Origin of the sequence: Hyphobacterium marinum (assembly GCF_036330325.1) — a bacterium.
Taxonomy (GTDB): Bacteria; Pseudomonadota; Alphaproteobacteria; order Caulobacterales; family Maricaulaceae; genus Hyphobacterium; species Hyphobacterium marinum.
On sequence record NZ_JAZDRO010000001.1, the window covers coordinates 494,742 to 519,001 of the forward strand.

A 24,260-nucleotide genomic window follows, 5' to 3' on the forward strand; every position below is an offset into this window, starting at 1 on the left:
CCGAAGCGCCCCGGGCGGATTGATCTTTGCGCCCTGGCGCGTCTATGGAGGGCGCGACACGGCGCGAGGAGGCGTCCGCCCGATGAAGATTGCCCTGAAAACCGTCCGCGCCTGGATGCGCGACCCGCGCCAGTTCTCGGTGAAATCCCCCGACCGGCATTGTCCGATCTGTGACTATACCGGCCGGTTTCATGCGCTCGGTACACCGCCGCGCTGGGACGGGCGCTGCCCCAATTGCGGATCGCGCGAACGCCATCGGCTGATCCATCTCTTCCTGACACGGGAAGGGATCGATCTGAAGGATGGCCGCACCATCCTGCACTTCGCGCCGGAAGCCTATTTCGTAAAGGACATGGCCGGGAACGCGGCCTATCACACCGCTGACCTGGTGCCCGGCAAGGCGCGCCACGCCATGGACATGGCCGACATGAAGCTCTTCGAGGACGCCAGTGTCGACGTAGTGATTGCCAATCACGTGCTCGAACACGTCCCTGATGACCGCAAGGCGATGCGTGAATCCTTCCGCGTTCTGAAACCGGGCGGGTTTGCCCTCTACACCGTGCCGCAGAACTGGGCGCGCGAGGAGACGTATGAAAACCCGGCGCTGACCACCAAGGCGGAACGCTACGCCCATTATCTCGACGAAAGCCATTTACGCTATTACGGGCGCGATTTTCCCGAGCGCGTGCGCGAGGCAGGCTTCACAGTCGAGGCATGGCGGCTGCCCGCCGAGGACGAGGCCGGTTATGGCCTCGCCAAGGAAGACGTGCTGTGGATTGCCCGCAAGCCGGGCTGACGGCCTAGCTCCGCTCGAACACCAGATAGACCGAAACCGGGATGACCGGCGTGATGGCGTCCAGCGCCGCCAGTTCGGCAAGCGTCGCCAACCCGTCATCCATGCCGTAGTCGCGGGCATCGACCAGGACCGGATCGATCGTCGATACGATGACGGTATCGCGCGCCGCGTGGGTCACGCGGACATTGGCAAAGAGCGTGTTTGTGCGTCCGGCAATGGAAACCGCCATTTCAAGCTCGGCCAGCATGGCCGACCCGGTGTCGAGCTCGCGGAAACTGTCCGGGTCGACCGTCGCTTCAATCGTGACCAGCGGATACTCGTCGGTGGCAAAGATGTAGCGGCGCAGGCGCTCGTCGCGCGTGTCGATCCCGGTATCGACGCTGGCCGCCTGGATTTCCAGCGTGGCCCGTCCGTCCCGGGAAATCGATCCGTTCACTGCGCCAAAGCGGTTGGATTCCACGACATCGCCATTTTTGACGCTGACAAAGGTGATGCTCGATGCGGCCGGGTCGAGGAACCATGCGGCACCGGACCGCGGACCGGTCCCGTCGCCGCAGGCGGCCAGTATGAATGCGGAAACCAGAAGGCCGATTATCGCGCGCGGCTTGAACATTCACCGACTCCGTGTTGAGTGACGCCTTGTCCCGACACTCTAGCATGCGAAAGAACAAGTCCATTGGCCCTCTACCGTAACGTCGCCGTGCTGATGCTGTCCGTCGCCCTGATGCAGGTTGCCATCGGGGCGCTGGGCGTGGTTCTGCCGCTGGCCATGGCGGCGGAGAACTGGTCGGGCTTTGCCATCGGATCGGTGGCAGCGGCCTATGCCGCCGGCTTTCTGGGCGGGGCCTTCTATGCGCCGGGCTTCATTGCCCGCGTCGGGCATATCCGCGCCTTTACCGCCGCGGCGGGCGTGGCCGCCGCATCGACGCTGGTCCTGGGCCTCGGGACCGATGTCTGGGCGTGGAGCATTTCCCGCCTGGTCTTCGGCGCGTGCAGCGCGGCGCTCTTCGCCGTCGCGGAAAGCTGGATCGCGGACGCGACGCCGGCTGACCGGCGCGGCAGCGTGATTTCCGCCTACCAGATTGCCGGCCGGGCCGGCATCGTCATCGGCCCCTTCCTAGTCGCCCTGACGGCCGGGCTGGAGCAGGCCTTTATCGTCTGCGGCGTGTTCGCGGCGCTGGCACTGGTGCCGGTTTCGGCGACCCACCGGGCGCAGCCGCGTCCGCCCAAGACCTTTCCGACGACGCCCTGGCGATTGATTCTCAATGCCCCGGCGGCCGGGATCAGCGTCTTCTTTGCCGGTTTCGTGAATACCGGTGTTCTCACCTTCCTGCCGATCTGGGCAGAAGCCCTGGGAGAAACGCCTGAAGGGGCAGCAACGGGCTTCGGCGCGGCGGCCCTGACCATGGGCGTGATCTATGTTGCCTCCATGACGCTGCAGTGGCCGGTCGGGCGACTCTCCGACCAGATCGACCGGCGCATGGTGATCGCCGGGCTTGGCGCAGCCTTTGGCGCGGTTGCGCTGATCCTGACCATTCTGGTCGATCCGGGCCTCATTGCCGGCATGGTCCTCATCGGCCTGTGGGGGGCAGCATCCATGTCCCACTACGGTATTGCGGTCGCTCACGCCGCCGACCGGGCCAGCGCGGACGAGTTGCCCGCCATGACGTCCTGCCTCCTGATGCTGTGGGGGGCGGGTTCGATCATAGGTCCGCTGATCGCCGGGGCGCTCTATTCCAGCCCGTTCGGCATGCGCGGCGTGTTCCTGTTCGCCGCCATTGGCGGCGCGGCGCTGGCGGGCCTCATGTTCCTGCGTCAGCGCGAGCGGACCGCGCCCGACCCGGTGGACCGCGAAGCCTTCGTCAACATCCAGGCGACCTCGGCGGCGCTGGCAGAAGCGCCGGAACCGGATATCGAGCCGTCCTGGGAACCGGACGACCAGGCGCTGTAGGCCCGAGGGACCGGCGCGTTGCACCTGCGAAGGGCAGTGTTATAAGCGGAACGCCCATCTTCGCCCCGTCCCGGCGCGATTCGCGCCATTCCGAATGAAGGCCCGCTACCGACGATGAACATCCACGAATATCAGGCCAAGGCCCTGCTCAAATCCTTCAGCGCGCCGGTGTCCGACGGCCACATGGCGCTCAATGCCCGCGAAGCGGAAGCCGCTGCGAAAATGCTGCCCGGCCCGCTCTGGGTGGTGAAGGCGCAGATCCATGCCGGCGGGCGTGGCAAGGGACATTTCAAGGAAGAGCGCGCGGGCGAGGCCGGCGGCGTCCGGCTCGCCAGGTCTGTCACCGAAGCGCGCGAGATGGCCAACCAGATGCTCGGCTCGACCCTCGTCACCAAGCAGACGGGCGAAGACGGCAAGCAGGTCCAGCGCGTCTATATCGAGGACGGGGCCGATATCGAGCGCGAGCTCTACCTCTCCCTCCTCGTCGATCGCGCGACCAGCCGCGTCGCCTTTGTCTGTTCCACTGAAGGCGGGATGGATATCGAGGGCGTGGCCGCCGAGACCCCGGAAAAGATCCACACCATCCATGTCGACCCGGCCGCAGGCTACAGCGCCTATGTCGGGCGGCGGATCGCCGCCGCGCTCGATCTCGACGGTGATCTCCTCAAACAGTGCGTGAAACTGATGGGCGCGCTCTATACCGCCTTTGTCGAGAAGGACATGGCGCTTCTGGAGATCAATCCGCTGATCGTCACCAGGTCCGGCAAGCTGCACGTGCTCGACGCCAAGATTGGCTTTGATGACAATGCGCTCTACCGCCATCCGGACGTGGTCGAGCTGCGTGACCTGACCGAGGAAGACCCCAAGGAAATCGAGGCGTCGAAATACGACCTCTCCTATGTCGCGCTCGATGGCGATATCGGCTGCATGGTCAATGGCGCGGGCCTCGCCATGTCGACCATGGACATCATCAAGCTCTACGGTGCGGAACCGGCGAACTTCCTCGATGTCGGCGGCGGTGCCACCGAAGAGAAAGTGGCCGCCGCGTTCAAGATCATCACCTCGGACCCGAAGGTGAAAGGCATCCTGATCAATATTTTCGGCGGGATCATGAAGTGCGACACGATTGCCGAAGGCGTGATCGCCGCGGTCAAGGAAGTCGGCCTGTCCGTGCCGCTCGTCGTCCGCCTCGAAGGCACGAATGTCGAGAAGGGCAAGAAAATCATTGCCGAATCCGGTCTCGACGTGATCCCGGCCGATGATCTCGACGACGCCGCGCAGAAAATCGTCAAGGCCGTGAAGGGGTAATGTTGGACATGCGCCAACATCTTTTTACCCCCCCACCCCAACCCTCCCCCGAGGGGGAGGGAGTCCAAGCGCTATTCCCTCCCCTTGAGGGGAGGGCAAGGGTGGGGTGGGGCATGATGCGGCAGCTGGTGCTCGCACGATGATCCCCGTCCTCCTCATCCTCGTCCTGCCGGCCATTCTGGGCGCGTTCGCGGCTTGGTATTTCCGTGCGCGGATGCGGGCGATGCGGTGGAATATCTTCGCCTTCAGCCTGATCATGGGCCTGCTGACGCCGGTCCTGATCGGACAGCTGACCGCGCTGGCTATGGTTAATCTGGTCGAGGACGCAATGGCGCTCGCCTGGCCCCTGATGGCCGGTGTGGCCGCCGGGTCGAGCTGGTTCTGCTTTGCCATCGGCTACAAGCTGACGGCGGGAGGCGGCGAGGCATGACCGACCGCTCCCGCTTCACCTTCTTTCACACCCACCGGGTGCGCTGGGCCGAGGTCGATGCGCAAGCCATCGTCTTCAACGCCAATTACTTCGTCCTGGTCGACTACGCCGTATCCGAATATTTCCGCGCGCTCGACATGATGTGGGACCGCACCAAGGCGCTGGGCTTTGATTTCTTCACCGTCAACGCCAATTGTAATTTTCGCAGCCCGGCCGTTCTGGACGATCTCATCGAGATCGGCTTTCGCTGCGCGCGTTTCGGGTCATCCTCGGTGGTCTATGAATTTGCCATCTATCGCGGCGATGAATTGCTCGCCGACGGGTCAATGACCTATGTCTGCGCGGATATCAAAACGCGCCGTCCGATCCCGCTGCCAGACGTCTATACCAACCGTATCACCGCGTTTGAAAAGACGCCGGTGCTCTCCAAACAAGCCGCTTAGAAACGCCAGGAAAAAGCCATGTCCGTACTTGTCGACAAGAATACCAAGGTCATCACCCAGGGCATGACCGGCTCGACCGGCACGTTCCACACCGAGCAGGCGCTGGAATACGGGACGAAAATGGTCGCCGGGGTGACGCCGGGCAAGGGCGGGCAAACCCATCTCGGTCTGCCGCAATTCGACACGGTCGGTGAGGCGCGCGAAGCAACCGGCGCGACGGCGAGCGTCATCTATGTGCCGCCGCCCTTCGCCGCCGATGCGATTCTCGAAGCCATCGACGCTGGCGTGGAACTGATCGTCGCCATCACCGAAGGCGTGCCGGTCGCCGACATGGTCAAGGTGAAGCGCGCCCTCTCCGGTTCGAATTCGCGCCTCGTCGGCCCGAACTGCCCGGGCGTCATCACGCCGGGCGAGTGCAAGATCGGCATCATGCCGGGCCATATTCACAAGAAGGGCTCGGTCGGGATTGTCTCGCGCTCCGGCACGCTGACCTATGAGGCCGTGCATCAGACGACAAATGTGGGCCTTGGTCAGTCGACCTGCATCGGCATTGGCGGCGACCCGGTCAACGGCACCAATTTCATCGATTGCCTCGACATGTTCCTCGGCGACGACGAGACCCAGTCCATCGTCATGATCGGCGAGATTGGCGGCTCGGCCGAAGAAGAAGCCGCGCAATACCTGATCGACGAAGCGAAGAAGGGTCGTTCCAAGCCCGTTGTCGGTTTCATCGCCGGGCGCACCGCCCCGCCGGGGCGCCGAATGGGCCATGCCGGCGCAGTCATTTCCGGCGGCAAGGGCGGCGCGGACGACAAGATCGAGGCCATGAAGGCCGCCGGCATCACCGTTTCGGACAGTCCGGCCCGCATTGGCACGACCATGGCCGAAGTGCTGAAAGGCTAGCCAGAACGCTGGCGTCCGCGCCATAAAGGGCTACATCAAACGGGGGAGCGGTGACGGGGCGTTAAGACGCCGCCGTCACAAAAGCAGGGCATTCTTGCCAACCGGGCAGGCCGGTGATTCGGTCCTCCCGCACACAAAAGACCAGCGACAGGACCCCATGTCGGATACCAAGCGCAGCGCCGCGAACCAGTCTTTCCTCGACACCGCCTTCCTCTATGGCGGCAATGCTCAATTCATCGAGCAGCTGGCCGCTGCCCATGCCCGCGACCCGCAATCGGTGCCGCAGGAATGGCGCGACTTTTTCGCCGAGCTCGATGACGGACCTGCGCTCGCCGGTCAGGCTGCGTCCGCGCCGTCCTGGAAGCGGCCCGGCTGGCCGCCGCAGGCCAATGGCGACCTGACCAGTGCGCTGGGTGCCATCGACGCGTCGCCCGCTCCGGCCCTGATTGACCGCGTTGCCGAGCGTCTGCCCGATGCCAGCGCCGAGGATGTGCGCGCCGCCACTCAGGATTCCATTCGCGCCATCATGCTGATCCGCGCCTACCGGATGCGCGGACACCTCGCCGCCGATCTCGATCCGCTGAAACTGACGAGTTTCGGAGAACAGCCCGAACTGCAGCCGGAAACCTATGGCTTCACGGCGGCCGACATGGACCGCGAGATTTTCATCGACGGCTATCTCGGGCTCGAAACCGCGACCCCGCGTCAGATGCTCGACATCCTCAAACGCACCTATTGCGGCACGCTGGGTGTGGAGTTCATGCATATCTCCAACCCGCAGGAGAAGGCCTGGCTGCAGGAGCGTTTCGAGGGGCCGGAGAAGGGCGTCAATTTCTCGCCGGAAGGCAAGATCGCCATCCTGAAGAAACTGGTCGAGACCGAGGCCTTTGAACGCTTCCTGCACAAGCGCTATCCGGGCGCGAAACGCTTCGGCATTGATGGCGGCGAAGCGATGGTCCCGGCGCTGGAACAGATCATCAAGCGTGGTGGCGCGATGGGCGTCGAGGACATGATTATCGGCATGCCGCACCGCGGCCGGCTGAACGTCCTCGCCTCGGTGATGGGCAAGCCCTACCACCAGATCTTCCATGAATTCCAGGGTGGTTCGACGCAGGGCGGCGAATTCGGCTCCGGCGATGTGAAATACCATCTCGGGGCGTCATCCGACCGCGAGTTTGATGGCAATACCGTCCACCTCTCGCTCACCCCGAACCCGTCCCACCTCGAAGCCGTGGATCCGGTCGTGCTGGGCAAGGCGCGGGCGAAACAGGCCAAGCTGCGCCGCCTGCACGGTGATGACTATGAGTCGTCCAGCTCGGTTCTGCCACTCCTCCTGCACGGCGATGCCGCCTTTGCCGGCCAGGGCGTGGTGGCCGAATGTTTCGGCCTGTCAGGCCTGAAGGGTCACCGCACCGGCGGGGCGATCCATTTCATCGTCAACAACCAGATCGGCTTTACCACCGCGCCGAAGGATTCACGGTCCTCGCCCTATCCGTCCGATGTGGCGCTGATGGTGCAGGCCCCGATCTTCCACGTGAATGGCGACGATCCTGAAGCCGTCGTCTATGCCGCGAAAATGGCGACCGAGTACCGCCAGCTTTTCGGCAAGGACGCCGTCGTCGACATGTTCTGCTATCGCCGCTACGGCCACAATGAGGGCGATGATCCGTCCTTCACCCAGCCGATCATGTATTCGAAGATCAAGGGGCACCCGACGACGCTGTCGCTCTATGCCGACCGGCTGGTCGCCGAGGGCGTGATCGACCAGGACGGGATCGACACGCTGCGCGATGAATTCGACGCCTGGCTCGACGGTGAGTTCGAGGCCGGAAAGGATTTTGAACCGTCCAAGGCCGACTGGCTGGATGGCGTCTGGTCCGGCCTGGGCCTGCCCGAGGAAGACGAACGCCGCGGCGAGACTGCCGTGCCGGTCGAGCGCCTGAAGGATATCGGCGCACGGATGACCGATATCCCGGGCGATATCGACATCCACAGGACGCTCAAACGCGTGATCGAGGGCCGCCGTTCGGCCATCGAGGCCGGCGCGGGGCTGGACTGGGCGACGGCAGAGCATCTCGCCTTTGCGACGCTGCTGGAAGAGGGTTTCCCGGTGCGTCTGTCCGGTCAGGACTGCGGACGCGGGACGTTCTCGCAGCGCCACTCGCACGTGATCGACCAGACCACCGAGGCCCGCTACACGCCGCTCAATCATCTCTCCGAGCACCAGGCCCGGTATGAAGTGATCGATTCCATGCTGTCCGAAGAGGCGGTTCTGGGCTTTGAGTACGGCTATTCGCTTTCGGCCCCGAATACGCTCGTGATGTGGGAAGCGCAATTCGGCGATTTCGCCAACGGCGCGCAGGTTGTCTTTGACCAGTTCCTCGCTGCCGGTGAACGCAAATGGCTGCGTATGTCCGGTCTAGTGTCGCTTCTCCCGCACGGCTATGAGGGCCAGGGTCCGGAACACTCCTCGGCGCGCCTGGAGCGCTTCCTCCAGCTTTGTGCGCAGGACAATATGCAGGTCGCCAACTGCTCAACGCCGGCGAACTATTTCCACATATTGCGCCGCCAGATCCATCGCGGTTTCCGCAAGCCGCTCATCCTGATGACGCCGAAATCGCTTCTGCGCCACAAGCGCTGCGTGTCGACGCTGGCGGCGCTGGGCGAGGGGTCGTCCTTCCACCGCATTCTGTGGGACGATGCCGATACCTCCCAGCGCGACGAAGGCAATGTCGAACTGACCACGACCAAGCTGGTCGCCGACGAGAAAATCCGCCGCGTCGTGATGTGTTCGGGCAAAGTCTATTACGACCTGCTTGAAGCGCGCGAGGAGCGCGGCATCGACGATGTCTATCTGCTGCGCGTCGAGCAATTCTATCCGGTGCCGGCGCGCTCGCTGCTCCACGAACTCAAGCGCTTCCCCAATGCCGACATGGTCTGGTGTCAGGAAGAGCCGATGAATATGGGCGCGTGGACCTTCATGGAACCCAATATCGAATGGGCGCTCCAGCAGGCCGAGGCGAAGGTTAAACGGCCCGCCTATGCCGGACGCCCGGCCGCGGCCTCGACCGCCGCCGGCACCGCTGCGGCGCACAAGGCTGAACAGGACGCATTGATTGCAGACGCGCTGGGCTCTTAACTGACGCCCGGCCCCCTAGACGAGAAAGAGATCCGTCACCATGACCGACATCACCGTTCCCCAACTCGGCGAATCCGTCAGCGAAGCCACGGTCGGCGCGTGGAATTTCGCCGAAGGCGACGCGGTCAAGAAGGACGATGTGCTCGTCGAACTGGAAACCGACAAGGTCGCCATCGAGGTGCGCGCGGAAGCTGACGGTACGCTCGCGGCCATCGTCGCGAAGGAAGGTGATACGGTCGAGATCGGGGCCAAGCTCGCTGAGCTGTCCTCGGGCGATGCCGCTCCGGCCAAAGCCGAGGACACGGCGGAAGCCAAGGCCGAGCCTGCGCCCGAACCCGAAGACACACCGAAGGCCAAGGCCGAAACCAGCAAGGACTCAGGCAAGTCCAAGCCGAAGAAAGATGAGGATGGCGGGGGCGGCGGCAATGTCGTGGACGCCAGCATCCCGGAAATGGGCGAGAGCGTCACCGAAGGCATTGTCGGCGCGTGGCTCGTGGATGTCGGCGCGGCGGTGAAGAAGGACCAGGCGCTGGTCGAGATCGAGACCGACAAGGTCGCCGTCGAAGTCCCCTGTCCTGTTGACGGAATCGTCGCCGAACGGCTGGCCGAGGAGGGCGACACGGTCTCTCCCGGCGATGTGATCGCGCGCATTCGCGAAGGCGCGGGCGGCGGTGCCGAAGCACCGGCGAAAGCGGATGCTCCCAAGGCCGAATCGAAAGCAGACGACGCGCCGGTCAAGGCGATGCCGGCGGCCAAGCGTGTCGCTGCCGAGCACGATCTCGACCTCGCCAAGGTCGAGGGCACGGGCAAGGACGGGCGCGTGACCAAGGGTGATGCATTGGCTGCGCTGAAATCCGGCGGTGCCGCGCCGGACGCCGCCGAGGCGCGCCGCGAGCCGGTGAAGGCCGCGATGACGGCTCCGGAAGTGACCGAAGCACAGTCTTCAGAGCCTCGTGAAGAACGGGTGCGCATGTCGCGCCTGCGCCAGACCATCGCCCGGCGCCTGAAGGAGGCGCAGAACACGGCCGCGATGCTGACCACCTTCAACGAGGCCGACATGTCGGCGATCATGAAGGCCCGCAAGACCCATCAGGAGGCCTTTGTGGCCAAGCATGGCGTCAAGCTCGGCTTCATGAGCTTCTTCGTGAAGGCCTGCGTCAGCGCGCTTAAAGACATTCCGAACGTCAATGCCGAGATCGACGGCGACGAGATCGTCTACAAGAATTACTACAATATGGGCGTGGCGGTCTCGACCGAGCGCGGCCTTGTCGTGCCGGTGCTGCGCGATGCCGACCGCCTGTCGCTCGCCGATATCGAGAAGGAAATCGTCGCGCTGGGCGCCAAGGCCCGCGACGGCAAGCTCTCGATCGAGGACATGCAGGGCGCGACCTTCACGCTGTCAAACGGCGGCATCTTCGGCTCGCTCCTGTCGACGCCGATCCTCAACGCCCCGCAATCGGGCATTCTGGGGATGCACAAGATCCAGGAACGTCCCATCGCCGAGAACGGCCAGGTCGTGATCCGCCCGATGATGTATCTGGCGCTCTCCTACGATCACCGCATCGTCGACGGGAAAGAGGCCGTGACCTTCCTGGTACGCGTCAAGGACGCGCTGGAGGACCCGCAGCGGCTTCTGTTTGATATCTAGTAGCACGTCATCACCCGGTTTATCCGGGTGATCTCGTGTGGAAAGAGATGCCCCGAATAAATCGGGGCATGACGCAGAAACAGCTTCTTTCCTTCCCCTCAAGGGAGAGGAGCATAAGGTTTTTTGGAACGCACAAACATTCCTCATGCTGAGGTGCTGACCGACAGGTCAGCCTCGAAGCACGCTAGGTGCATCGTCCCATCCTTTAAAGGCCCGCTTCGCGGGCACCTCAGGACGAGGGGGCGTTTGAGTTCGGCTCCTGGAGTTGATCCAGGGGCCCACCCCTGAATCGACAAAGCAAAAGGCCCTCCAGGTGATCCGGAGGGCCTTTGTCATGCCTGGTTCCTGGGCCCTTGGATCAAGCCCAAGGGCCGAAGCGTGATGCTTACTCCGCGCTCCCCTCAGGCGCTTCGTCGTCCATCAGCTTTTGCGTCAGGAAGACGTAGAGCATGGCGTCGCGCCGGGCGAGCGCCGGCAGGTCTGCCGCCGCCGAGTGACCGCCTGAGAGGTTCTCGTAATAGAGATAGGGGTGGCCGGTTTCCGACAGGAGGTGCGCCATTTTACGGGCATGGCCGGGATGGACGCGGTCGTCGGCGGTCGACGTGTAGAGATAGATTTCCGGGTAATCCCCGTTCGCATCGACATTGTGGTAGGGCGAGATCGAGCGCAGGAAGCCGCCCTCGTCCGGATCGGACGGGCTGCCGTACTCGCCAACCCAGCTCGCACCGGCCAGAAGCTGGTCGAAGCGCAGCATGTCGAGCAGCGGCACGGCCGAGACGACGGCGTTCCACAAATCGGGGCGCTGGGTGTACATCACGCCGGTCAGAAGGCCGCCATTTGATCCGCCATAGACGCCGAGATGGCGCGGCGAGGTCAGGCCGGTGTCGATCATGTCCTCGGCGACCGCGATCAGATCATCATAGATGCGCTGGCGGTTCATCTTCAGGCCTGCCTGGTGCCAGGCCGGGCCGAACTCGCCACCGCCGCGGATATTGGCGACCACATAGGCCCCGCCATTTTCCAGCCAGAGACGGCCGCGCACGCCCGAATAGGAGGGCGCTATCGTCACCTGGAATCCGCCATAGGCGTAAAGCAGGGTCGGGGTTGTGCCGTCCATCACCGTGTCTTCGTGGCGCACCACGAAATACGGCACCATCGTGCCGTCCGGGCTCTCGGCCTCGAACTGCTCCACGACCAGGCCGTCGGCGTCAAAGCGTTCTGGTGTCGACTTGGCGACTTCGACAGACCGGTTCTCCACGTCCACGACATAGAGCGAGTCCGGGGTCAGGAAGCCCTCGACATTGAGGAAGGCCACATCGTGATGGACGCTGGTGCCGGTGAGGCCGAGCGTCAGGTTCTCGGGTGTGGCGATCGTTTCGGACGACCAGAGACCGTCCTCGCCACGCGTAAAGGCTTGCAGGCCGCCGGTGACATTCTCGTCGATCTGGACAAGCAGAGTGGACTGTGTCGCCCCGACGCCGCCAATGGACTGGCGGTCATTGGGCACGAAGACAGTGTTCACTGTGGCGATTTCGCCGGAGTCGACAAAGGCGGCGAGGTCGAAGGACAAAAGCGCACCTTGCGGGAAGGTCTCTTGGCCATGGGTCCATTCTTCTTCCAGCGAGATGATCAGCTGACCGTCGAAGAAGTCCTGGATGGAGGACCGCGCCGGGATGGGCAGGGAAACGGGTTCGGCCCCGTCGGGCAGGATCCACCAGGTCGTTTCGAAGAAGGTGTCGGCTTCCGACGCCATCATGAAGGTTGTGCCGTGATTGTCCTCCACCCGGAATCCCCAGAGGCCGACATCGGTGAGGTCGCCGCGCAGGACTTCGGTGGCATCCTCGAACGCCGTGCCGCGCTCCCAGCGATAGGCCGCGACCGGATAACCGGACTCGGTGGATTCCTCGCCGCCGGTGGCGAGGCCGACCATGACGGTGTTCTCGTCGATCCAGCTGATCCCGCCCTTGGCCTCGGGCGTGACGAAGCCGTCTTCCACGAAGGACCGGGCCTCGATGTCGAATTCGCGGCGATGGGCGGCATCCCGCCCGCCGTCTGACAAGGTGATGATGCAGCGGTTATAATCGGGACCGAGGCAGTTCGCGCCCCGCCAGACCCAGTTGACGTCTTCCTCTTCCGACAGGGCATCAAGATCGAGGATCACGTCCCATTCGGGCGCGTCGGAGAGATAGCTGTCCAGCGTGGTCCGCCGCCACAGGCCGTGCGTGTTGGTGGAATCCTGCCAGAAATTGTAGACGAAGCCGCCCTGGTAGGCCCCGTAGGCGATGCGGTCATTGCTCTGGTAGATTTCCAGCGCTGCATTGTAGAAGCCGTCATAGCGCGGGTCGTCCTGCAGGCGGGCGAAAGTGCGCTCGTTCTGGCCACGGGCCCATTCCAGCGCGCGCTCGCCGTCGACCTCTTCCAGCCAGAGGCGCGGATCGTTCTCCGGATCGATCTCGACAATCTCGCGCACCGGTTCTTCGGTGCCGGTGTCCATGTCGGCGGCGGTATCCATGTCGGCGCTCGTGTCCTCGTCGGTCTCGGGGGCGGAACAGGCGGCGGCCAGCACGCAGACAGCCGCGGCGGCAAGCCAGTGGCGGTGGAAGGTCATGGTTGAAAACTCCACAGAATGATAAGTCTGGCTCATACCTAGCGCGTCCCGCCCGCCAGGCAAAGCGGAACGGGGCCAGGACAACAGTGGAGACACGCATGCCCGCCTGGCTGATGAACGGAGCCGGTAACGCCTTTCTGGTGATCGATGTCCGTGGCCAGGCGGCGCTGGCCGGGATGGGGGGCGACCAGGTGCGCGGCCTCGCGGCACGTCATGGTTTTGACCAGTTCCTGATCATTTCCGATAGCGACCGGGGTGATGCGCATATGGGTGTCATCAACGCCGACGGCAGTCCGTCGGGCGCGTGCGGCAATGGTGCGCGCTGTGTCGCCTGGCACGTGATGGAGGGCCTGAACACCGACCGGCTGGTGCTCGATTCCGATGGCGGGCTGATGGAAGCGGAACGGACGGGCGATTGGCGCGTCCGTGTCGATCTGGGTCCCGCACGGACTGGCTGGCAGGACATCCCGCTGGCGCGCGAGATGGATACGGTCTCGATGGACTTATCTGTCGAGGCCGGACGCGACCTGCGCCTGTCATCACCCGGCGCAGTGTCGATGGGCAATCCGCATTGCGTCTTCTTTGTCGAGAATGCCGAAACCGTTCCCGCCCGGGCCATTGGGCACCGGGTCGAACATGACCCGCTCTTCCCCGAACGCGTCAATGTCGGCTTTGCGCAAATCCTCGATGAGGCCCGTATCCGCCTTCGGGTCTGGGAGCGCGGAGCAGGACTGACGCTCGCCTGTGGCACAGGAGCTGCGGCCGCACTGGTCGCGGCGGCGCGCAGAGGTCTGACCGGACGGGCGACGGCGATCCTGGCCGACGGCGGTGAACTCCAGGCCGTTTGGCGCGACGACGGGCATGTCACCGTCGAAGGTCCGGTGGCCCTGACCGGCGAGATCGACTGGCCGGCCTGACACCCGCTCTGCTTGACCTTGGCACACTTCACAGCCACTTATCCCGGCTCCATGCCCGCGCCCGTGAAAACCCTCGCCCCGGATACCTCCGGCGACGCTGACAGCGGCCTCGACATCCGTACGCTGGGCTGCCGCCTGAATTCCTGGGAGAGCGAGGTCATGCGCGGCCATGCCGATGCGGCAGGGCTGGACGCGGCGATCATCGTCAACACTTGCGCCGTCACGAACGAGGCGGTGCGTCAGGCCCGCCAGACCATCCGCCGCGCCCATCGCGAGCGCCCTGGCGTGCCGGTCATTGTCACTGGCTGCGCCGCCCAGATCGATCCGGAGAGCTTCGCGGCGATGCCGGAAGTCACCCGCGTGGTCGGCAATGCCGAGAAGATGAAGGCGGAAACCTTCGACCCGGCAACCCTGCTCGGCGGCGAGGCGAAGCCGCTGGTCAATGACATCATGAGCGTGCGCGAGACCGCGGGTCATCTCGTCGATGGACTCGATGGCCGGGCGCGCGCCTATGTCCAGGTCCAGACCGGCTGCGATCACCGCTGCACCTTCTGCATCATCCCCTATGGCCGCGGGAATTCGCGCTCGGTGCCGGCGGGGGAGGTGGTCGAGCAGGTCAAGACGCTGGCCGGGAATGGTTTCCAGGAAATCGTACTGACCGGCGTCGACCTCACCTCCTGGGGCGCGGACCTGCCCGGCGCGCCGAAACTCGGCCGTCTGGTTGGTGCCATCCTCAAGGCGGCACCGGACCTGCCGCGCCTGCGGCTGTCCTCCATCGACGCGATCGAGATCGACCCGGAACTGTTCGACTGTGTCACTGGCGAGGCGCGGATCGCCCCGCACCTGCACCTGTCACTGCAGGCGGGCGATGACATGATCCTGAAACGCATGAAGCGCCGCCATCTTCGTGACGACGCCATTCGCCTGTGCGCGGATTTGCGCGCGGCGCGGCCCGATATCGCTTTCGGGGCGGACCTCATCACCGGCTTCCCCACCGAGACCGAGGCGATGTTCGAAAACTCGCTGAAACTCGTCGACGAGTGCGATCTTGCCTACCTCCATGTCTTCCCGTTCTCGGCACGACCGGGAACGCCCGCTGCGCGCATGCCGCAGACCGGGCGGGCGGTGGCCAAGGAACGCGCCGCGCGCCTGCGCGCCAAGGGCGAAGAGGCGTTGTCGCGGCATCTGAACGCCATGACCGGCAGTGTTCAGCCCGGACTGGTTGAACGTCCGGGAACGGCGCGCGCCCCGAATTTCGCCCTTATCAAGTTTGACGACACTGTCCCGGCTCGGCCCGGCGCAATTCTTGACCTGCGCATCACCGGCCATAACGGCGAGGCGCTCCACGGGGAGATCGCGGCATGAGCGAGGGCGAAAAGCGCGGCTTCTTCTCCCGCCTGACGTCGGGTCTGCGGCGTTCCTCGGAGAAGCTGACCTCGAGCGTCTCGGCGGTCTTCACCAAGCGCAAGCTGGATGATGAGGCGCTGGAGGAACTTGAGGAAATCCTGATCGCGGCGGACCTGGGCGCACCGGCGGCGGCGCGCGCGACGGCGCGGCTCGCCCGCGACCGTTTCGACAAGGAAGTCACCGACGAGGAAATCCGCACGAGCCTCGCCACGACGCTGTCGGAAACCCTGAAACCGCTCGAAAAACCGCTCGATCTCGGCGGGGCGGCGAAGCCGGAAATCGTGCTCTTTGTCGGTGTGAACGGGTCGGGCAAGACCACGACGCTGGGCAAGATTGCCGCCGCCCTGACCCGCTCGGGCAAGAAAGTCCTGCTGGTCGCCGGTGACACCTTCCGCGCGGCCGCCGTCGAACAGGTCTCGGTCTGGGGCGAGCGCGCTGGAGCGCCGGTGGAAAAACGCCCCATCGGCGCGGACGCGGCGGGCCTTGCCTTTGACGCCGTGGACCGCGCGCGCCGTGAAGGTTTTGACGTGGTTCTCGTCGATACGGCGGGGCGGCTGCAGACCAAGACCGCGCTGATGGACGAGCTTCGCAAGATCATCCGCGTCATCGGCAAGGTTGACCCCGATGCACCCCATCACGCCATCCTGGTGCTGGACGGCACGGTCGGGGCCAATGCCGTGTCGCAGGCCGAGGCCTTCCTCGAAGCTGGCGGGGTGACGGGGGTCATCATGACCAAGCTTGATGGTACCGCGAAAGGCGGCGCACTGGTCCAGGTCGCCGACCGGTTCAAATTGCCCATCCACGCCATTGGCGTCGGTGAGGGTATCGACGACCTCCAGCCCTTCGACGCGGACGCCTTTGCCCGCGCGCTCGCCGGTGTGGGAGAGGCGTGAGCGGCGAGAGCCTTGCTGCGCTGGCCATGCTGGGCTCGGCGATCCTTCACGCCGGGATGACGTTTTTCACCAAGCAGGCGCGTGACCGTCTCGTCTTCCGCTCGGTTTCGATCGGCCTGTCGACCCTCATCTTCCTGCCGGTTGCCGTCCTCAATCCGATACCGCCCGCCGAGGTCTGGCCCTTCCTGCTGTTTGGAGCCTTCCTCGTCTGGGTGTTCAACATGCTGATGATTTCCGCTTTCGACCGGGGTGAGATGAACCTCGTCTATCCGGTGATGCGCGGCGCGGCTCCGGCGCTTGCAGCCATCGTGGCCTTCCTCGCCCTGCGTGAGACCCTGCCGCCGCTGGGCGTTCTGGGCCTCGCCATCGCGACCGCGGCGCTGGTCGCCTTTGCCTGGCCGGAGAAGGGCGGGGTGCCCAAGGCCAAGGCGCTCGGTTTCGCGCTGGCCTGCGCGGCCGTCACCGCCGGCTATTCGGTCAATGACGCGGCAGGCGTGCGCCTGCTGGGTGATCCGGTGACCTATGCGGCCTGGTTCTTTGTTCTGAGTTCCATCACGCTAACCACAACGGCGCTGGTCCGGCGCGGGAAGGCCTATCTGGCGTCAGCCAGGGCCATGTTCCGCCTTGGCGCGATGAGCGCGCTCTTCAATGCCGGGACTTACACGCTCGCCCTTTATGCCTATGCCAACGCACCGGTCGCGCAGATGGCGGCGATCCGCGAGACCAGCTTCGTCTTCGGCGCGATCCTGTCGGCGCTGGTGCTGAAGGAATCCTTCGGGCTGAAGCGGTTTCTTCTGGCCATTGGCCTTGCGGGCGGGCTTGTATTGCTGCAACTCGCCTGAGGCACCACGCACCGGAGACGCGAATCCATGACCGAGACAAAATCAACCGCCGCCCAGGGCAGTCAGCTGATTACCGATGTCGGGCCGGTGGCGCTGTTCATGGGTGTCTACTTCATCGGCGGGCGGATCGTCGGTTCGGACGCGATCTACTGGGCGACCGGTATCTTCATCATCGCCATGCTGGCCGCACTCGTTTATGCGCGCCTGGTCCAGAAACGCTGGCCGATGATGCTGCTGTTCTCGGCGGTGATCGTCACCTTCATGGGCGGGATGGGGATTTATCTCCAGGACCCGATCTTCATTTTCATGAAGCCGACCATCGTCAATCTCTTCCTGTCCTTCCTGATCCTCATCGGCCTGGCCTTCGGCGTGAATATCTGGCGGGTGTTCTTTTCCGGCATTTTCGATCTTCCCGGTCCGATCTGGACGATCCTCGCCATCCGCTGGGCGCTCTATTTCCAGTTCCTGGCGCTGCTGAACGAGTTTCTCTGGCGGCACATCACCGACTCTACCGTCGCGGAAAGCGCGCGCTGGTTTGACGGGCTGGAATTCACTGAAGGCCTGTGGGTGACGTTCAAGGGCGTTGTCATGGTGCTGTCGGTGATCTTCGCGCTGATCAACATTCCCATCGTCCTGAAACACCAGAAGAAGGACGACGACACGGCGACCGTGACCGGCTAGGCGCTGGGAAAATCTTCCGCCGACGGAGGTAAGTGTCATCGAATCGGCATAACCAGACGCTAGGGTCGGCATGCACGACGACAGTCAGGGAGACGGCCGATGGCCAAGACTGCCGAATTCGATCTCGCCCGTTCGCCCGGGCAGCTCCTGCACCGGGCCCAGCAATTCGCCGCCGACCGCTTTTCCCGGGCCATGCCGGACGGGGAGAAACTGACCCAACGCCAGTTCGCGGTCCTCGCTGCCACGGCGGCTGAAGAAGGTCTGACCCAGTCCGATCTGGTCAAGGCCACCGGGATTGATCGCTCGACCCTCGCTGAACTGGTCGCGCGCATGGCCGACAAGGGCTTCCTGACACGTGAAACCGTGCGGGGTGACGCACGGGCGAAATCCATCCGCCTGACCGATCAGGGCCGCAACAGCTATTTTACCGCGCTGGCCGGAGCCATCGCCGCCGACGAAGCGATTCTCGACAGCCTGTCGAAGAGCAAGCGCGCCGGTTTCGTCAAGGCGCTGCGCCGGATCGCCAAGACGATCGAGGAAGGCGAGGCCAAGGCCGAGGCCGCGAAGAAAAAAGAAAAAGAGGCGCTGAAAAAAGCGCGCAAGAAAGCCAAGAAGGCGGCCAAGAAAGCCGCTGCGAAGGCTGGTTAACCGGCGTCCAGCGCCGGATAGATCACCCGTTCGAGCGCCTCCGCCGTCAGCGGCCCCGCCCAGCGGGCACGGATAAGCCCGTCACGTCCCACCACGAAGGTTTCCGGTGCACCGGTGACGCCTAGCGCGATGACCGCTTCGCCCATCGGATCGCGCAGCACGCCCGCGAACGGGTCGCCGCGCTGGTCGAGGAAGGCATTGGCATTGGCGACTGAATCCCGCCAGGCAATGCCGTAGATCGGAATGCCTTCCGCCTCTAGCGCCATCAGGACCGGGTGTTCCGCTACGCAGGGCGGGCACCACGACCCCCAGATATTCAACAGATAGGGCCCGGCAGCCGTGTCCTTGTCATATCCGGAGCGGCCATCGAGGACAGCAAGGTCGAATTCGGGTACCGGCTGTCCCACCAGCGGATCGTCGGGCGGCGGTTCGGCCCGCAGGAGCAGCACCGCGAAGACCGCGATCAGCGCGACGACGATCCCGGCGGGCAGGAGGCGCAGCCAGTTCATCGACCTGCTTCCGTCTCTTCCCGGGCAAGGCGTTTGCGCGCAGCGCGCCGCTCGGCCAGTACAAAGGCGATGAGGCCTGCGACACCCAAAGCGGTCAGCCCCCAGGCTGGCCATATGAAGGCGGCGTGTCCGCCCATGGCGAGATATTCGCTCATGCCCGTGCCTCCCGCTGGGCCTGCAGGGCACGGGCGCGGCGGTCGATGATGACGCTGCGCATGCGGTAGAGCACCAGCCAGCCGGCGAGCGCGGTAAAGCCTGTCGCCATCAGGAGGAGCGGCAGAAGCTGGCTCGGGTCGATGGTCGGTCCATCGAGCCGCATGACACTCGCGCCCTGGTGCAGGCTCGCCCACCAGTCGACCGAAAATTTCACGATCGGCAGATTGACCAGGCCCGCCATGGCGAGGACGGCCGCCGATTTCGCGGCCTGTTTCTCGTCCTCGAGCGCCCCACGCAGGGCCATGTATCCCAGGAAGAGCAAAAGCTGGATCAGCATCGAGGTCAGGCGCGCATCCCAGACCCACCACGCGCCCCAGGTCGGCTTGCCCCAGAGCGCGCCGGAGGCCAGGCAGAGCGCGGCGAAGACCGCGCCGATGGGCGCGATGGAGGCGGCGGCGACATCGGCAACCGGGTGACGCCAGACGAAATAGACAAAGCTCGCCACGCCCATGGCGAGATAGAGCGCCAGCCCCAGCCACGCGGCGGGGACATGGACATACATGATGCGGATCGTCTCGCCCTGCTGGTAGTCGGGCGGCGAGGCGAAGAGTGCGAACCATGCGCCGGGCAGGATCAGGACGAGCGCCAGAAATCCCGTCACCGGGATGGCGATGCGGGCAAAGCGGTCAAACCGCGCCGGGTTGGCGAGATAGCTGAACATCAGCCCCGTCCGATACTAGGCCGCGCCCGCGCGGGCAAGCGGCGCAGGGTCGCAGGGGCTGGCCGCATCCGGCTCATTCCAGTCTCGTCTTCAAAGCTGCCGCGATGGCGAAGGGCGAGAGCGCCATGACGAAGAGGCTCGCCGCGGCGGTGAGGAGAAGGTTGGCGAGCGCGCGTTCGTCCCCGGCATGGGCTTCGCGGCCCGCCGCGGCGGCAAAGACGAGCAGCGGGATCATCAGCGGTGCGGCGATGAGGGCGATCAAGAGGCCCGCCCGCTTCACTCCGGCGGCGAGCGCCCCGGCGAAGCTGGCGATGAAGGCAAGACCCGGAATGGCGCAGGCGAGCGCGCCGGTCAGCATCAGCGCTGCCCGAACGGAGAGGCCATAGCTGACCCCGGCGATGAAGCCGACGGGCACGAGCGGCCAGAGCGTCGCCAGCCCCCAGCCCGCTGTGCGGGCAAAGGCGATGAGCGGAAGGGCGAGGCCGGAAAGGGCGTGAAGGTCGAGCGTGCCGTCAGCGACGTCCTCTCCATGCAGGCGCTCGGCCCCTTGGAGGACGGCGAGCAAAGCCGCGAAGGCGATGACGCCCGGCCCGGCGGCGGCGAGCGTCGCACCTGCGGGCCCAAGCGCCAGCGGAGCGAGGGTCAGCGCGGCGAGGAAATAGGCCGCCGGTCCGGCCGGTCCGCCACCCCCGGCGAATGCGAGCCGTGCCTCGCGCGCAAAGACGGCCCCCAGCGCGCTCATGCCCCGATCTCCAGCGTGCGCGCGTCCGGCCAGTCGAGGCTCTGGTGGGTGGCGGCGACGACGATGCCGCCACGTGCACGGTGTGCCGCGACTGCGGCGGCTAGCCTCGCGCGGCCATCGCCATCGAGCGGCCCGGCGGGTTCGTCGAGCAGCCAGACCGGGCGGTGTGACGCGATCACACGGGCCAGTGCGGCGCGGCGCTTCTGCCCGCGCGACAGGCGCTGGGCCGGACGGTCGGCGAGCGCGTCCATTCCCATCACGGCCAACGCGGTTTTCGTGGTGGCTTTGTTCGCACCGGTCAGGGCGGCATGAAAGGCGAGGCTTTCGCGCGGCGTCTCGCCCGGCTTGATGCCGTCGGCATGGCCGAGCCAGGCGGCGGCCCGGTGCGGTTCAGGGCTCATCGTCACCGTCCCGGCGTCAGGCGCGTAGAGACCCGCCATCACCCGCAGCAGCGTCGTCTTGCCCGCGCCATTGGCTCCGGTCAGCAAGAGGGCTTCGCCCGGACCCAGCGCCAGCGACAGATCGCGCACCAGCGTCTTTGCGCCGCGCGTCGCGGTCACGGCCTCCAGCCTCAGGGAGGCGGGCGGAAAGTCGGGTTCGGTCATGGAGAGAAGCGTGTCGCCTGTGAGGCGTATGGGGTCAAGCACGACAAAGCCCGCCCCCTCCATTGCAGTGCAGCACGGGCGGGTTTAGAAACTTCACAACTCCCCGCCTGAACCGGTCCGGGCGCGCGCCCCGTACCGTGCCGGCCGCAAGAACAAGGACACCCGACGAACATGGCCTCTCTCGACAGCTTCAAATGCCGCCGCACGCTCGATGTCGACGGCGATTCTTATGTCTATTTCGACCTGAAGGAAGCCGAAAAGAATGGCCTTGCCGGGATCTCCCGCCTGCCGGCCTCGCTGAAAGTCCTGCTGGAAAACCTGTTGCGCCACGAGGACGGCAAGACGGTGGTCAAGGCCGATATCGAGGCGATGGTCACCTGGCTGCAGGACAAGACCTCCAACCACGAGATCGCCTACCGCCCGGCCCGGGTGCTGATGCAGGACTTCACCGGCGTTCCGGCCGTGGTGGACCTTGCCGCGATGCGCGATGCGATGGCGTCACTGGGCGGTGATCCGACGAAGATCAATCCGCTCGCGCCGGTCGACCTCGTCATCGACCACTCGGTCATGGTCGACGCCTTCGGCACGCCGGGCGCGTTCAAGACCAATGTCGAGCGCGAATACGAGCGCAATGGCGAGCGCTACAAATTCCTGAAATGGGGCGCGAAGGCGTTCGAGAATTTCCGCGTCGTGCCGCCGGGCACCGGCATCTGCCACCAGGTCAATCTCGAATACCTCGCCCAGACCGTCTGGACGAAGGACGAGGACGGCGAGACCATCGCCTATCCCGATACGCTCGTCGGCACTGACAGCCACACCACGATGGTCAACGGGCTTTCCGTGCTCGGCTGGGGCGTTGGCGGGATCGAGGCCGAGGCCGCGATGCTGGGCCAGCCCGTCTCCATGCTGATCCCGGAAGTGATCGGCTTCAAACTGACCGGCGAACTGCCCGAGGGCGCGACCGCGACCGACCTTGTCCTGATGGTCGTGCAGATGCTGCGCAAGCGTGGCGTCGTCGGCAAATTCGTGGAATTCTTCGGTGACGGGCTCGATCATCTTTCGCTCGCCGACGAGGCGACGATTGCCAACATGGCTCCGGAATACGGCGCGACCTGCGGCTTCTTCCCGACGGACGCCGAAACGCTCGCCTATCTCACCGCGACGGGCCGTGATCCGAAGCGCGTGAAGCTGGTCGAGGCCTATTCGAAGGCGCAGGGCATGTATCGCCCGGACTATAACGGCGATCCGGTCTTCACCGACGTACTGGAGCTTGATCTCGCCGACGTCGTGCCGTCTCTGGCCGGGCCGAAACGCCCGCAGGACCGGGTGGCACTGACCGAGGCGTCTGATGCGTTCGCCATGTCGCTCGCCAACGAGTTCGACAAGATGGCCGAGGCCCATCGCCGGGTGAAGGTGGAGGGCACCGAATACTCCATCGGCCATGGGGATGTGGTGATCGCCGCGATCACGTCGTGCACCAACACGTCCAACCCGGACGTGATGCTGGGTGCCGGCCTGCTCGCCCGCAATGCGCTCAAGCGCGGCCTGAAAGTGAAGCCCTGGGTGAAGACCTCGCTCGCGCCGGGCTCGCAGGTCGTCACAGATTATCTCGCCAAGGCGGGGCTGCAGGACGATCTCGACGCGCTCGGGTTCAACCTTGTCGGCTATGGCTGTACGACCTGTATTGGCAATTCCGGGCCGCTGCCCGAACCGATCTCGAAGGCGATCAAGGAAGGCGATCTCGTTGCCACCTCCGTCCTCTCCGGGAACCGGAATTTCGAAGGCCGGATCAGCCAGGACGTGAAAGCGAACTATCTCGCCTCGCCGCCGCTCGTGGTCGCCTATGCCCTTGCCGGGTCGATGAATGTCGATCTCTTCAACGACCCGATCGGGTTTGACGAAGAGAACGAGCCGGTCTTCCTCAAGGAAATCTGGCCGTCGAACGCCGAAATCGCGGAAACCGTGCGCGAAGCCGTAACGCCGGAAATGTTCGCCCAGCGCTATGCCGACGTCTTCAAGGGCGACGACATCTGGGCGTCGATCAATGTCGAAGGCGGGCTGACCTATACGTGGGATTCGACCTCGACCTATGTGCAGAACCCGCCCTATTTCGAGGGCATGTCGATGACACCGGACGCGCCGCGCGATATCGAGGGCGCGCGCATTCTCGGCCTCTTTGGCGATTCCATCACCACCGACCACATCTCGCCGGCCGGTGCGATCAAGGCCGACAGCCCGGCGGGCAGCTATCTGCAGGGCCACCAGGTGCCGCCGCGCGAATTCAACTCCTACGGCTCGCGCCGGGGCAATCACGAGGTGATGATGCGCGGCACGTTCGCCAATATCCGCATCAAGAACCAGATGCTCGACGGCGTTGAGGGCGGTTTCACCAAGAAATTCCCCTCTGCCGACGTCAAGCCGATCTATGACGCGGCGATGGCCTATCAGGCAGAAGGCACACAGCTCGTCGTTATCGGTGGCAAGGAATACGGCACCGGCTCGTCACGCGACTGGGCGGCCAAGGGAACGCGTCTGTTGGGCGTGCAGGCCGTGATCGCTGAAAGCTTCGAGCGTATTCACCGCTCCAACCTCATCGGCATGGGCGTTCTGCCGTTGCAGTTCGAGGATGGCGTGACACGCGAGACGCTGGGCCTGACCGGTGACGAACATGTCTCGGTGGCGGGGATTTCCTCTCTGTCCCCGCGTGACATGCTGGACGTCACGATCACCTTCGCGGACGGGCATAGCGAGACGGTGAAGGCGATGGCGCGGATCGATACCGAGAACGAGCTGGAGTATTTCCGCAATGGCGGAATCCTGCACTACGTCCTGCGCAATCTTGCCGCGGCCTGATCGCGCGGCCACACTGCCCGCCGCGCGCGTCACAGCCAAGTGATTGGCCGCGCGCGGGGG

Annotated in this window: 22 protein-coding genes; 15 read left to right on the forward strand and 7 right to left on the reverse strand. The window is 64.9% G+C overall.

The features are described from left to right. Window positions 1–82 precede the first annotated feature (82 nt). Window positions 83–796, forward strand: coding sequence for a methyltransferase domain-containing protein (locus V0U35_RS02430; RefSeq protein ID WP_330195059.1), 714 nt, complete (start codon window positions 83–85; stop codon window positions 794–796). Between the two features lie 4 nt (window positions 797–800). Here V0U35_RS02430 and V0U35_RS02435 read toward each other — a convergent pair whose 3' ends face one another. Further along, window positions 801–1,409 (reverse strand): YceI family protein, encoded by a 609-nt coding sequence (locus tag V0U35_RS02435; RefSeq protein WP_330195060.1) that lies wholly within the window; start codon window positions 1,407–1,409, stop codon window positions 801–803. A 63-nt stretch (window positions 1,410–1,472) separates the two neighbouring features. Here V0U35_RS02435 and V0U35_RS02440 point away from each other — a divergent pair, with 63 nt between their 5' ends. The 7 genes from V0U35_RS02440 (at window position 1,473) to odhB (ending at window position 10,618) form a co-directional block, all read left to right on the forward strand. Continuing rightward, window positions 1,473–2,747 (forward strand): MFS transporter, encoded by a 1,275-nt coding sequence (locus tag V0U35_RS02440; RefSeq protein ID WP_330195061.1) that lies wholly within the window; start codon window positions 1,473–1,475, stop codon window positions 2,745–2,747. A gap of 114 nt (window positions 2,748–2,861) precedes the next feature. Beyond that, a complete protein-coding gene (gene sucC, locus V0U35_RS02445; RefSeq protein WP_330195062.1) occupies window positions 2,862–4,055 on the forward strand; it encodes an ADP-forming succinate--CoA ligase subunit beta in 1,194 nt (397 codons plus the stop codon). A 139-nt stretch (window positions 4,056–4,194) separates the two neighbouring features. Continuing rightward, entirely contained in the window at window positions 4,195–4,485 is a 291-nt protein-coding gene (locus V0U35_RS02450) for a hypothetical protein (RefSeq protein ID WP_330195063.1), read from the forward strand. Continuing rightward, the gene (locus tag V0U35_RS02455; protein ID WP_330195064.1) at window positions 4,482–4,928 is read left to right on the forward strand and encodes an acyl-CoA thioesterase; all 447 of its coding nucleotides are present in this window, start codon (window positions 4,482–4,484) and stop codon (window positions 4,926–4,928) included. The genes V0U35_RS02450 and V0U35_RS02455 overlap by 4 nt, the downstream gene beginning before the upstream one ends. An 18-nt stretch (window positions 4,929–4,946) precedes the next feature. Further along, the gene (gene sucD / locus V0U35_RS02460) at window positions 4,947–5,831 is read left to right on the forward strand and encodes a succinate--CoA ligase subunit alpha (protein ID WP_330195065.1); all 885 of its coding nucleotides are present in this window, start codon (window positions 4,947–4,949) and stop codon (window positions 5,829–5,831) included. Between the two features lie 157 nt (window positions 5,832–5,988). Continuing rightward, window positions 5,989–8,970, forward strand: a complete 2,982-nt coding sequence (locus tag V0U35_RS02465; protein WP_330195066.1) for a 2-oxoglutarate dehydrogenase E1 component — start codon at window positions 5,989–5,991, stop codon at window positions 8,968–8,970. Between the two features lie 40 nt (window positions 8,971–9,010). After that, a complete protein-coding gene (gene odhB, locus V0U35_RS02470; protein ID WP_330195067.1) occupies window positions 9,011–10,618 on the forward strand; it encodes a 2-oxoglutarate dehydrogenase complex dihydrolipoyllysine-residue succinyltransferase in 1,608 nt (535 codons plus the stop codon). 385 nt (window positions 10,619–11,003) lie between these two features. Here the strand turns inward: odhB and V0U35_RS02475 are convergent, their stop codons facing one another. Next, window positions 11,004–13,262, reverse strand: coding sequence for a prolyl oligopeptidase family serine peptidase (locus tag V0U35_RS02475; RefSeq protein ID WP_330195068.1), 2,259 nt, complete (start codon window positions 13,260–13,262; stop codon window positions 11,004–11,006). A 62-nt stretch (window positions 13,263–13,324) separates the two neighbouring features. Here V0U35_RS02475 and dapF point away from each other — a divergent pair, with 62 nt between their 5' ends. The 6 genes from dapF to V0U35_RS02505 all read left to right on the forward strand — a co-directional run bounded on the left by dapF (window position 13,325) and on the right by V0U35_RS02505 (window position 18,614). After that, on the forward strand, window positions 13,325–14,143 hold the full coding sequence (dapF, locus tag V0U35_RS02480; RefSeq protein ID WP_330195069.1) for a diaminopimelate epimerase: 819 nt from the start codon (window positions 13,325–13,327) through the stop codon (window positions 14,141–14,143). A 51-nt stretch (window positions 14,144–14,194) separates the two neighbouring features. Beyond that, on the forward strand, window positions 14,195–15,508 hold the full coding sequence (mtaB, locus tag V0U35_RS02485; RefSeq protein WP_373696343.1) for a tRNA (N(6)-L-threonylcarbamoyladenosine(37)-C(2))-methylthiotransferase MtaB: 1,314 nt from the start codon (window positions 14,195–14,197) through the stop codon (window positions 15,506–15,508). Continuing rightward, window positions 15,505–16,443, forward strand: coding sequence for a signal recognition particle-docking protein FtsY (gene ftsY, locus V0U35_RS02490; protein ID WP_330195071.1), 939 nt, complete (start codon window positions 15,505–15,507; stop codon window positions 16,441–16,443). Before mtaB ends, ftsY begins: the two co-directional genes overlap by 4 nt. After that, a complete protein-coding gene (locus V0U35_RS02495; protein WP_330195072.1) occupies window positions 16,440–17,285 on the forward strand; it encodes an EamA family transporter in 846 nt (281 codons plus the stop codon). Before ftsY ends, V0U35_RS02495 begins: the two co-directional genes overlap by 4 nt. A gap of 27 nt (window positions 17,286–17,312) precedes the next feature. Continuing rightward, the gene (locus V0U35_RS02500) at window positions 17,313–17,966 is read left to right on the forward strand and encodes an inner membrane-spanning protein YciB (RefSeq protein WP_330195073.1); all 654 of its coding nucleotides are present in this window, start codon (window positions 17,313–17,315) and stop codon (window positions 17,964–17,966) included. A gap of 99 nt (window positions 17,967–18,065) precedes the next feature. Then, window positions 18,066–18,614, forward strand: a complete 549-nt coding sequence (locus tag V0U35_RS02505; protein WP_330195074.1) for a MarR family winged helix-turn-helix transcriptional regulator — start codon at window positions 18,066–18,068, stop codon at window positions 18,612–18,614. Here V0U35_RS02505 and V0U35_RS02510 read toward each other — a convergent pair. From V0U35_RS02510 to ccmA, 5 genes are all read right to left on the reverse strand, one after another. Continuing rightward, window positions 18,611–19,123: a DsbE family thiol:disulfide interchange protein gene (locus V0U35_RS02510; RefSeq protein ID WP_330195075.1), complete on the reverse strand. Its 513-nt coding sequence runs from the start codon at window positions 19,121–19,123 to the stop codon at window positions 18,611–18,613. The genes V0U35_RS02505 and V0U35_RS02510 overlap by 4 nt on opposite strands. After that, window positions 19,120–19,278, reverse strand: coding sequence for a heme exporter protein CcmD (gene ccmD / locus V0U35_RS02515; protein ID WP_330195076.1), 159 nt, complete (start codon window positions 19,276–19,278; stop codon window positions 19,120–19,122). Before ccmD ends, V0U35_RS02510 begins: the two co-directional genes overlap by 4 nt. Then, window positions 19,275–20,000, reverse strand: coding sequence for a heme ABC transporter permease (locus V0U35_RS02520; RefSeq protein ID WP_330195077.1), 726 nt, complete (start codon window positions 19,998–20,000; stop codon window positions 19,275–19,277). Before V0U35_RS02520 ends, ccmD begins: the two co-directional genes overlap by 4 nt. 73 nt (window positions 20,001–20,073) lie before the next feature. Further along, a complete protein-coding gene (locus tag V0U35_RS02525; RefSeq protein WP_330195078.1) occupies window positions 20,074–20,742 on the reverse strand; it encodes a heme exporter protein CcmB in 669 nt (222 codons plus the stop codon). Continuing rightward, window positions 20,739–21,347, reverse strand: coding sequence for a heme ABC exporter ATP-binding protein CcmA (gene ccmA, locus V0U35_RS02530; protein WP_330195079.1), 609 nt, complete (start codon window positions 21,345–21,347; stop codon window positions 20,739–20,741). The genes V0U35_RS02525 and ccmA overlap by 4 nt, the downstream gene beginning before the upstream one ends. 171 nt (window positions 21,348–21,518) lie before the next feature. On the opposite strand from ccmA, the gene acnA reads away from it, so the two are divergent. Further along, window positions 21,519–24,200 (forward strand): aconitate hydratase AcnA, encoded by a 2,682-nt coding sequence (acnA, locus tag V0U35_RS02535; protein ID WP_330195080.1) that lies wholly within the window; start codon window positions 21,519–21,521, stop codon window positions 24,198–24,200. Window positions 24,201–24,260: the final 60 nt, after the last annotated feature.